General features: G+C 40.8%; 9 protein-coding genes and 1 pseudogene. 4 read left to right on the top strand and 6 right to left on the bottom strand.

Features of this window, described 5'->3' with window-relative positions; genetic code table 11:
- The 4 genes and pseudogenes from B4U84_RS07745 to B4U84_RS07730 all read right to left on the bottom strand — a co-directional run.
- Nucleotides 1-433, bottom strand: a pseudogene (locus tag B4U84_RS07745) (DUF4277 domain-containing protein); the annotation flags it as partial.
- Between the two features lie 36 nt (nt 434-469).
- Nucleotides 470-856 (bottom strand): hypothetical protein, encoded by a 387-nt coding sequence (locus B4U84_RS07740; RefSeq protein WP_096726370.1) that lies wholly within the window; start codon nt 854-856, stop codon nt 470-472.
- A gap of 275 nt (nt 857-1131) precedes the next feature.
- Nucleotides 1132-2013, bottom strand: coding sequence for a ribosome biogenesis GTPase YlqF (gene ylqF / locus B4U84_RS07735; RefSeq protein WP_017309006.1), 882 nt, complete (start codon nt 2011-2013; stop codon nt 1132-1134).
- Between the two features lie 246 nt (nt 2014-2259).
- A complete protein-coding gene (locus B4U84_RS07730; protein ID WP_207390907.1) occupies nt 2260-2667 on the bottom strand; it encodes a VOC family protein in 408 nt (135 codons plus the stop codon).
- Nucleotides 2668-2790: 123 nt separating this feature from the next.
- Here B4U84_RS07730 and B4U84_RS07725 point away from each other — a divergent pair, with 123 nt between their 5' ends.
- Nucleotides 2791-3486, top strand: a complete 696-nt coding sequence (locus B4U84_RS07725; RefSeq protein WP_017309004.1) for a hypothetical protein — start codon at nt 2791-2793, stop codon at nt 3484-3486.
- Here the strand turns inward: B4U84_RS07725 and B4U84_RS07720 are convergent.
- A complete protein-coding gene (locus tag B4U84_RS07720; RefSeq protein WP_131116696.1) occupies nt 3471-4490 on the bottom strand; it encodes a GGDEF domain-containing response regulator in 1020 nt (339 codons plus the stop codon). The two genes, B4U84_RS07725 and B4U84_RS07720, sit on opposite strands and share 16 nt — an antisense overlap.
- Nucleotides 4491-5388: 898 nt before the next feature.
- Nucleotides 5389-5592, bottom strand: coding sequence for a heavy-metal-associated domain-containing protein (locus B4U84_RS07715; RefSeq protein ID WP_017309001.1), 204 nt, complete (start codon nt 5590-5592; stop codon nt 5389-5391).
- Nucleotides 5593-5949: 357 nt separating this feature from the next.
- Between B4U84_RS07715 and alaS the strand changes: the two genes are divergently transcribed.
- The 3 genes from alaS to B4U84_RS07700 all read left to right on the top strand — a co-directional run.
- Entirely contained in the window at nt 5950-8595 is a 2646-nt protein-coding gene (alaS, locus tag B4U84_RS07710) for an alanine--tRNA ligase (protein ID WP_131116685.1), read from the top strand.
- 131 nt (nt 8596-8726) lie between these two features.
- Complete coding sequence (locus B4U84_RS07705; RefSeq protein WP_131116681.1) at nt 8727-9782, top strand: dsRNA-binding motif domain-containing protein; 1056 nt, start codon at nt 8727-8729, stop codon at nt 9780-9782.
- Nucleotides 9783-10104: 322 nt separating this feature from the next.
- Nucleotides 10105-10292 (top strand): transposase family protein (locus B4U84_RS07700; RefSeq protein WP_131118785.1); only part of this gene is annotated, 188 nt, incomplete at its 3' end.

Genomic DNA, 10292 nt, shown 5'->3' with positions numbered 1-10292 from the left:
CTCCCTGTTGATGATTCACGCTAAAACTAGTCGTATCAGTTCGTGCCACTTGTGTGGGTAATTCGTAGGCGCGAATTAGATGTTGTCCTAACTTGMCCTCTATTTCCCGCGTTGCTTGTGTTTGCTTACCTAACTCTTCGACTACCCTTGCCAATCTGTCATCACTGGTATCTTTTTCTCCTATTGGCCACCCTGTACTTAACTCTAAAATCCTTCGATGTGCCTTTACCCATGATTCCACTGCACACAACCGATGGTCTGATTGAGTAATTATATATGTCAGTAACAATACACTCAATTGACCATAACTCATGCCTTTGTGGTTTCCGTGTGGWTTTTTGAGTTTTTGGTCAATACATTTAGCTATCCCCATCTGAACAAGCCATTCCACGATGACGGGAATATCGTCAATCCGCTCAGAACTTATGTCCACTGTTTTCCCCGCTTACTGATACAAAACAGCGAATTCCTACTGTTGTGTATACTCGCTATTTAGTACCACAATAAAATGATTGAGGGCTTTGAGTGCTGCTTTGTAGCCCGGTGATTGCTTACCTAACTTCAACTCCAATATTACTTGGTTACGTAAACTTTCGAGTGTTGCCACCTTTAGAGGCATGGTCGCAACTTCAACAACACTAGTTTTGGCTTTATGTGCCAACTTTTTTTCCCGTGTAATACTTGGATGAGCATTCCTTCTAATCACCTGTTCGACGTAATCAGCTCTAGTCATACCCAAGCATTCGGCAGCGATCCCCAAAGCCTTCCAGGTTTCATCCGTTAATCTTAAAGAGCGCACTTGACGATAATCATCGTCTTTCAGGGCGAACTTCCCTTGAATATCCCGCTTTAACATTCGCCTCTTCCGTGTATTACATCGTAAGTTTAACCCCAAATTAGTGAAGTTTAAAGTGTAATATTCAGTATTACAGATGAGATGTTAATGAGCCATAGCTTCCATGTAATACATGGAAAGGGCTTTTTTCCTTTTTCCATGTATTACACGGTGATGCTTTTAGGATATCCAAAATCGTATTGTTTCCTTTAACAGTAAGGCATTAATTCCTCTCACCCTTTAAAAATGAGCGAACGTACAGTTATTAGAGAAATCTAAGAGCCAAAATGGTATCATCAATCTGGCGGAAGTTCCAAGGGGAGTGTACCCAACAAACCCTTACGAAAATCGGTTAAAATTTGGCGTGCAGTTCGTTCAACATCACCTTTATTACGAACTTCTGCTAATTTGTGCAAGTATGACTCACCTGTATATATTGTGGGGTCGAGTTCGTAACGCGAAAGTAATGGGTGAGCTGGTAATAACTCTGGTGCTATTTCATAAAGTTCATTCACTAAATCTATAAATGCTGCTGCTATTAATTGATTATCGTAGGCTGCTTCCCCAATATCATCACAAACAGCCAATTTTAATCCCGCTTCTTGGTCTTCTAACTTAGCAGGAATCACACCAGGAGCATCAAGTAATTCCAAATCTTGAGAGATTCGCACCCAACGCAATTGGCGAGTTACACCAGGACGGGCTGCACTTTCGACTACCCGTCGTCCTACCAAGCGGTTAATTAAAGCTGATTTACCGACATTAGGGAAACCAATCACCACAGCTCGAACTGGTCGGGGTAACATACCGCGATCGCGTCTTCTTTGATTGAGTTCCACACCAGCTGCTTGTGCTGCTTTTGATACCGCCGTGACTCCTTGACCGTGTTGGGCGTTGGTAAAAAAAACTTGTTCTCCTTGAGCTTTAAACCAATCCATCCACAACTGGCGTACTTGGTCAGAAATCATATCCAAACGGTTCAACACCAACAACCGTTTTTTACTTCCTACCCATTGTGGTATCTGGGGATGAAAAGTTGCTAAAGGAATGCGCGCATCCCGTACTTCTAGTATCACATCTACAAGCTTGAGTTGTTCTTTGAGGTTCTTTTCAGCTTTCGCAATGTGACCGGGATACCACTGAATTAAATTTAATTTATAGTTTTGCGTTATACCCATTTTTGAGGAATTAGTAATTAGTCATTTGTCATTTGTCCATGGTAAGTCATATCAGGTTCGCTTGATTAGTTATGATTCCCTCTGAACCCCACCCCGGTTTTGTCTAACGCCAAAACCTCCCCTAAGCGCACGCGCTTAGGGGATTAAGGGGTGGGGTGCAATGACTGTGGGAAGTAAACTAATTATCCGAACTTGATATCAATAATGACTAGAAACTAATCTTATATTTCTAATAGTTTTGACTAATTAACTGTGGATGCTGGATTGATGTAAAATCAAACGGTTGCCATCAGGATCATAGGCGTAAATTTCTCTGCCGTGGGATGCTGTGATGATTTTTCCTGGTGGGGGATAGCCTAAAACACTCAAGTGAGCGATCGCATCTTCTAAGTTATTTACCTCTAAACACAAACTCATTTTGCATTGAGTGGAATGCTCAAATTCAAAATAATGGGTTTGTTTTGGCTTAAATATTCCTAATTTTAAACTAGGTAGTTGGAACTCAGCATAGACATTAGAAATGATCGCTTTTGGTTTTTGATTAAAAAATTTAGTATAAAAACTAACTAATCTTTCAAATTCAAAAGATGCCACAGTCACAAGTGCGTCAGTACATTGAAACAGCATAAAACGCCAACTACAAACTGCTTGCATTGTAAAATTATTTGTAGAATTTGACAGTACCCCTGGGGGTACTCCGGTAATTTGTACTCATATTTGCTGCGATCGCTTCATAATGAAATTAAGAAATATAAAGTAGCGAGATAGTAATCAAGCATGAGTAAAACAGCTCTGAATTTAGTCGCAATTTTTATTTTTCTCATGACCCTTTCTACTTTGCTGGGGTCAATGTTTAATTTATCGCCCACCATACCAGCACTTGCTACCTTCACAATTTTGGGGATAGCGACTTTCGATTCTTTCAGCTTGCAAGGTAAGGGGGGAACTATATTTTTAGATTGGGTAGCGGCGTTTTCTCCCGAACACAGAGAACGCATTATTCATCATGAAGCTGGACACTTTTTGGTTGCGTATCTTTTAGGTATTCCGGTTATTGGTTATACTCTCAGTGCTTGGGAAGCCTGGAAGCAAAAACAACCAGGACAGGGTGGTGTGAGTTTTGATGATGCTGAGTTAGCATCTCAACTAGAACGGGGTAGCTTGAGCGCCCAAATGGTAGATCGCTACTGTACCGTATGGATGGCGGGTATTACTGCGGAAACTTTGGTGTATGAAAATGCTGAGGGTGGGGCTGATGATAAAAGCAAACTCGCAGGAGTTCTGAAGAGTTTAGGTTTTTCTGCGTCTGCTTGTCAACAAAAACAGCGATTTTGTGTGTTACAAGCTAAAACCTTACTACAAGAAAATTGGTCAGCTTATCAAGCTTTGGTAGATGCGATGCGACAGAAGGCTACGGTGTCAGAATGCGTCAAAATAATTGATGAGAAATTATCAAATTATGAAATTTTGTAAGAAGAAACTACCCGTAGATGGGGAGTCTGGTGAGACAAGTAATTATCACAACTCATCACACAGTTACGTCCAGCAGCTTTTGCTTGTAATAGACATTGATCAGCGCGGTTCAACAGACTGATTCCATTAACATCATCTTCCATTCGTAAACAAGCTGTTCCTAAGCTAATGGTGACGTTGATTGAAAGTTGATTGTTGATGGCGAATGGCTGTTCACCGACTATGCGGTTAAGACGGCGCGCCACCACGACTGCTTCATCACAACCTGTGTGGTTAAGAATGATCACAAATTCCTCTCCACCATAACGAAAAGGAGTATCGTGATATCGGAGATTTTGTCGCAGTCGGTTAGATAATAACTGCAACAAGCGATCGCCTACTAAATGTCCGTAAGAATCATTAACTTTTTTAAAATAATCAACATCTAAAATAATCAAACTCAAAGGAGTACCGTTAGTACGGGCTTTTTGGATTTGTCTGGGTAAATCCCACTCTAAGGCCCGACGATTACTCAATTGTGTCAGTGAATCAGCCAAGGCGATCGCTGACAATAAATCATTTGTGTGGATTAAATCACGATATTTTTGTGCTTTTCGCAAACCAACTGTTAATTGTGCTAGCAACAGGTTTTGACTACTACTTGATTCTATTGGAGACTGCCATATATAGGCATCAGCTCCTTCTTGGAGTGCAACACAAGTCATTTCTAATTCCCAGTCCCTACCATACTTACTTCTTGATAGAAGTAATTGAGAGCGGTCTTCCAAAAGAATGCAGTAGATCCAAGATAATTTGGTCTGTTCTTTTAACCAAGAACAGAGTTCTAGAGAGCCTTCACAACTTGCTTGGAGAATTAATATATCGGGTGGTGTGTTTTGAATGTAAGATATCGCCTGATTAAGATTGGTGATCACTTCTAAATTAAAAGAATTTGCATCACAGATCTGATCTGGAAGTCTGGCGAGAAAGTTATCACTTCCAAAGATCAGAATAGAATTCTTCATCGTTCTACTTTTTACCCCATTGTCACATTGAGGAAATAAATCTAGTCAAATATATTCAGGTTTAATGTCTTTATTCAATATACCTACATATGTAGCCAAGGTATAATCCCTTATTTTATTTTTTATTTGTGCGAACAACAAGTAATTTTCAATCTTCCTCTCCGTTAAGATACTAATATTTATCACAGCTTCTATAATTCAAATTTCTCATACCTAATTTCTGTCGAGATAACCTTAATTTAAAACAGTATAAATACTGAATAAACTTTTTATGTATAAAACTATTACTGTAATTTCCAGGATTATCTTCTTGAAATTTTTAAGAAGATAAAAGTATTGCATTAATTATTTTCTGCAACAACTAAATTGACGAATGCATATAAGTTTCAGGGATTTATGTACTGAGATTAGCTTTATGAATAACTTGATTGAATTATCCGTGGTTACCGCTACGTACTGAAATACTCGAAAAAATTGTATAACTATCACCTCGGTGTTATACCAATTCTTCGTGAAGCTGCACAGAATTTTACCCCACCCCTTAATCCCCTCCCCGAAATCGGGGAGGGGAAATTCGAGCGTAAGCGAGAATTGGGGTGGGGTTCTTTCTCTGTAACTTCATATTAAATTGGTGTTACAGTCATCGATTTTAGATTTTGGATTTTCGACTTCGTTGTGAGCGCTCAGTCGAAGGATTTTGGATTTTGGATCGATCCCCAGGATTTCAATACTGCTCGGATAAGACAAATCAATTAACATTTAAATCATGTAGAGACGCGATATATCGCGTCTGGTACAACCCCAAAAATATGAGGGTCTTCCACATATCTAATTTGGGCAGGTATATGCAGGGAGATCGCAAAGACCAACAGATTAATCATTCCCGCAATCGGGATAGTTATTGATAGCCTTCAATAGTATATCCAGCAGCAACAATTGCTTGCTTAATGGATTCTTCCGATGCTGCGGATTCTACAGTTACAGTTTTAGCTTTGACATCCACTGCGACTTTTGCATCAGCTTCCACTGTGTGAATAGATGCTTGAATGGTGTCAGCACAACCTTCACACGCTATATTTGGGACTGTTAATTTCAGTGCCATAAACGACCTCCGTATATGAAAATAGTACGATTTTGAGATTTTTATTTTATTCAACATAACTTAATCTCATCATCCTACTAAAGTCTAGAAATTGTGCCGCTATATAAAGCTGCACATCAGACAGCGACTTTGTCAAAAGTTGGTTATGGAATTACACTGAACTAGTAATCCCCCTTGAGAAGTATTACTTAATTGGTGGTACAGCAGCCCTATTCTGCGGCATACTTTTTCTGTAAGAGAGACTAGTTAGTGGTTAGTAGGGGCGTAGACGCGCTTTGCGCCCGTACAGTAGTTGTTCCACAACCAACAACCAACAACTAACAGTCCCCCAACTCCCTAGTCTTCGTGTAAAAACCCATGTCTTTTCATCCCCAGTACCTCGGCGGTAACGAAATACGCACCTTATTCCTTGACTTCTATTCCCAACGGGGACACCAGATACTCCCAAGTGCTTCCCTTGTTCCAGAAGATCCGACAGTACTGCTGACGATCGCGGGGATGCTACCATTTAAACCGATATTTTTGGGACAGCGCACCCCAGAATTCAAACGGGCGACGACTTCTCAAAAATGCATCCGTACCAACGATATCGAAAACGTCGGACGCACCAAACGCCATCAAACATTCTTTGAAATGCTGGGTAACTTCAGCTTTGGTGACTATTTCAAAGAACAGGCGATCGCTTGGGGTTGGGAAATTTCGACAACTGTCTTTAAATTACCCCCAGAACGCCTGGTTGTCAGTGTCTTCCAAGAAGATGACGAAGCTTACGCAATTTGGCGGGACAAAGTTGGTGTCTCAGAAAAGCGCATCAAGCGCATGGGTGCAGATGATAATTTTTGGAATTCTGGCCCGACTGGTCCTTGTGGCCCTTGTTCAGAAATCTACTACGATTTTCATCCAGAACGAGGCGACGACAATATCGATTTAGAAGATGACACCCGGTTTATTGAGTTTTACAACCTCGTTTTCATGCAATATAACCGGGATGCAGAAGGTAATTTAACACCGCTTGCTAACCAGAACATCGATACTGGTATGGGTTTGGAGAGAATGGCGCAAATTCTCCAAAGCGTTCCCAACAACTACGAAACCGATTTAATTTTCCCGATTATTAAAAAAGCAGCAGAAATCGCTGGTATCGACTACACCGAAACTAGTGAAAAAACTAAAGTCTCGTTGAAAGTCATTGGCGATCATGTTCGTGCTGTTGTGCATATGATTGCTGATGAAATTCGCGCTTCCAATGTCGGACGCGGTTATGTATTGCGGCGGTTAATTCGGCGGGTGGTACGTCACGGGCGTTTAATTGGTATTTCAGGGGAATTTACCACTCAAGTTGCGGAAGTTGCGATTTCCCTAGCCGAAGATGCTTACCCCAATCTCCGTCAACGGGAAAATAATATTAAAGCAGAATTGCAACGAGAAGAATCTCGGTTCCTGCAAACTTTGGAAAGAGGCGAAAAGCTGCTTGAGGAAATTATTGCTCAGGTGAAGCAAAAAGGTCAAACCCAAATTAGCGGTGAAGATGCTTTTACCCTGTTTGATACTTACGGTTTCCCCTTAGAACTAACTCAAGAAATTGCTGAGGAAAACAACCTCACTGTTGATGTTGCTAGCTTCGATGTGGAAATGGAAAAGCAGAGACAACGCGCTAGAGAAGCCCACGAAACTATCGATTTAACTGTGCAAGGTTCTCTCGACAAGCTCGCAGAACACATTCACGCTACGGAATTTTTGGGTTACACAGAACCAACAGCAACTGCAAAAGTGGAAGCGATACTTGTAAACGGGATTGTTGAAGAAGAAGCAGAAGCGGGAACAGATGTACAAATTGTCCTTGACAAAACCCCATTTTATGCAGAGTCGGGGGGACAAATTGGCGATAAAGGTTATCTGAGTGGTGAGGGTGTTGTCGTTACTATTAATGATGTCAGGAAAGAATCGGATTTTTATGTCCACTTCGGACACATCGAACGCGGTACGCTGAGAGTCCGCGATGCTGTTTCTGCCCAAATTGATCGTGCTTGTCGGCGTCGCGCTCAAGCTAACCACACCGCCACTCACCTACTACAAGCGGCGTTAAAGAAAATTGTCGATGATACGATTTCGCAAGCAGGTTCTTTGGTAGACTTCGATAGATTACGCTTTGACTTTAATTGTTCTCGTGCATTGACTGCTGAAGAAATCCAACAAGTTGAAGAACAGGTAAATACTTGGATTGCAGAGGCGCACTCAGCAAAAGTAGCAATTTTACCCATCGCCGAAGCAAAAGCCAAAGGTGCGATCGCGATGTTTGGCGAAAAATATGGCGATGAAGTGCGCGTCATTGATTTTTCTGGCGTGTCAATGGAATTATGTGGCGGGACTCATGTCAGTAATACTGCTGAAATTGGTGTATTTAAAATCATTTCGGAAGCTGGGGTTGCTTCTGGAGTCAGGCGGATTGAAGCAGTTTCTGGCCCAGCAATTCTAGATTACTTGCATGTCCGCGATACAGTAGTCAAAGATTTAAGCGACAGATTCAAAGTTAAACCAGAAGAGTTACCAGACAGAATCACTATTCTGCAAAACGAACTGAGAACCAGCCAAAAGGAATTAGAAAACCTCAAATCACAGTTGGCGATCGCTAAATCTGATCAACTCCTGCAAACAGTAGAAACTGTAGGCGATTATAAAATTCTCGTCGCCCAATTGGAAGACGTTGATGCAGAATCTTTGAAAACTGCTGCGGAACGCTTACAGCAAAAACTTGGTGCAGGTGCAGCGGTGGTGCTGGGTTCTGTTCCTGAAGTTGGGAAAGTTAGCTTAGTTGCTGCTTTTTCAAGAGAAGTGAATCAGAAGGGACTGCAAGCTGGTAAATTTATCGGTGCGATCGCTAAAATTTGTGGCGGTGGCGGCGGTGGAAGACCAAATTTAGCTCAAGCTGGGGGACGCGATGCGACTAAGTTACCAGAGGCTTTGGAGAAAGCGAAAGCTGAGTTAATTGCAGGGTTGGGTTAATTGTGTTTTATAGTAGGGCAGGTATTTTGCCTGCCTTACTATAAAATTGATTAAGCGTAGATACTTTTTTGCTATGCTCTTTTTTTAACAACCTTTCAAGTGCATTGATACAAAATTTTGAGCAATAGTTTATGAGTATTAACGCTTTTGTTGATCATGGTTTTCCTCCAGGTGAGGAATTCTGTGTAAAATTTTTATCTAGTAATGAGTTTACTCGTGAAACCCTCCAACTTATTTCATCAGGGACAAGTCGGGTTAAAAAAGATGAATTAGCAATATATATAGTTAACGCATTTGAAAAAGGTCAGCTTACTTCAGATGATATATTACTTGCATATGTGAAACAGCCAAGAACATGGTTGAGCTTGAAACTAGGTAAGTGCGCTCGTACACCAAACTTAAATTCTGCTGCATCTTTGTTACAAGAATTCGGTCAAGATGGTTGGTATGGGCCAATTCAAGAACAAAATCAACCTCATAAAAAATGGTATATCCGAACTTATAAAATTGACGATTCTGTTCGCCGAGGAACTGGAACTGATAGTCAACCAGATAAACGGGATATTCGCTGGTCTGTGATTGCTGAAGTAACAAAAGATTGTGTAGCTTTATGTTGGAATGGATTTACTTTTAATTCAATAACAAACGAACGCACAGAACCCTCTCAATTTCCCTTCTGGCATCATATTTCTAAATTTATTGATGAATTAGCTAATCATTGCCAAGCGGACTGGAAGCATCCTAATCTTCATAAACTTGTTCTGCATGATATGTGGGATAAATATCTAAATTGTATTCCCTATAAATGGCGGCACTTACGCATTAGAGCAGAAGCATCAGGACTTGCTATTAATGCTCATAGTGCAGGAGTTCAGGAGATTGATGTTAAAGGACTACAAGCTCTGTCAGAAAAATTAGCTAATTCCGTTTTAAATAAACTGGGTTTGGTAGGTGATTCAGAAAAGATGAGTAATGCTGAAGATGTAATATTGTTAACTTTGATCAAAGAGTGGGGTACAAAATCTTATGAATTTCAACTAGACAGGGAATTAACTGCAACTGAAATAGAGACAGAGACAGACAAGTTAAAAAAAATTAAAGTAAAGCATCTCATCAAAGCACACTGCTATTTTGGACTGAAACCTAATTCTACAACCCAAGATTCTCTGCATATGAACCAGTTATGACTGAAACTGTAAAGGATGCTTTGACTTCCCAATCCTCACATCGCATTCAAAAACCAGAAGTGCGTGACTGGCTCAACTCCCTTCTTGATTAGACCTCTTGCATGAATCTTTACCCTCTCCCTAAATCCCTCTCCCAAACATGCTACCGTGTACACACAAATCCTCTGATCCCCCTAAATCCCCCTTTTTAAGGCAGCAGGGCTGTTTCATTCTTGGAAGAAAAATGATTCAATCGAAACTGAGGTAACAAACTTAAGCGAGGGTGCGGCTACGCCGCACCCAAGCGCTAATCAGACTTTCGACAAATTGTCCGGGGGTATCTATGACAGCAGGCTTGATTGAAGAACTCAAAAAAATTAAAGATTTTCGCACCAAAAAGGGACAAAGACATCCATTGTGGTTTGTGTTGTTGCTAGTAATCATGGGAACAATGAGTGGTTGTCTTGGTTATAGAGGGTTGGGAGATTTCGTCAAACGGCATAAACAATCTTTAATTGAAACATTGGAGAT

This window comes from Westiellopsis prolifica IICB1 (genome assembly GCF_004323185.1).
Lineage (GTDB): Bacteria > Cyanobacteriota > Cyanobacteriia > Cyanobacteriales > Nostocaceae > Pelatocladus > Pelatocladus prolificus_A.
The sequence above is the reverse complement of the archived record's forward strand: the minus strand, read 5'-3'. Positions and strand labels throughout refer to the sequence as shown.

Bases quoted from the DNA above. Each gene is read 5' to 3' on its own strand.
- B4U84_RS07730 (WP_207390907.1), bottom strand. From the start codon at position 2,667: ATGCAAGCAGTTTGTAGTTGGCGTTTTATGCTGTTTCAATGTACTGAC.
- ylqF (WP_017309006.1), bottom strand. From the start codon at position 2,013: ATGGGTATAACGCAAAACTATAAATTAAATTTAATTCAGTGGTATCCC.
- B4U84_RS07715 (WP_017309001.1), bottom strand. From the start codon at position 5,592: ATGGCACTGAAATTAACAGTCCCAAATATAGCGTGTGAAGGTTGTGCT.
- B4U84_RS07720 (WP_131116696.1), bottom strand. From the start codon at position 4,490: ATGAAGAATTCTATTCTGATCTTTGGAAGTGATAACTTTCTCGCCAGA.
- alaS (WP_131116685.1), top strand. From the start codon at position 5,950: ATGTCTTTTCATCCCCAGTACCTCGGCGGTAACGAAATACGCACCTTA.
- B4U84_RS07740 (WP_096726370.1), bottom strand. From the start codon at position 856: ATGTTAAAGCGGGATATTCAAGGGAAGTTCGCCCTGAAAGACGATGAT.
- B4U84_RS07725 (WP_017309004.1), top strand. From the start codon at position 2,791: ATGAGTAAAACAGCTCTGAATTTAGTCGCAATTTTTATTTTTCTCATG.
- B4U84_RS07705 (WP_131116681.1), top strand. From the start codon at position 8,727: ATGAGTATTAACGCTTTTGTTGATCATGGTTTTCCTCCAGGTGAGGAA.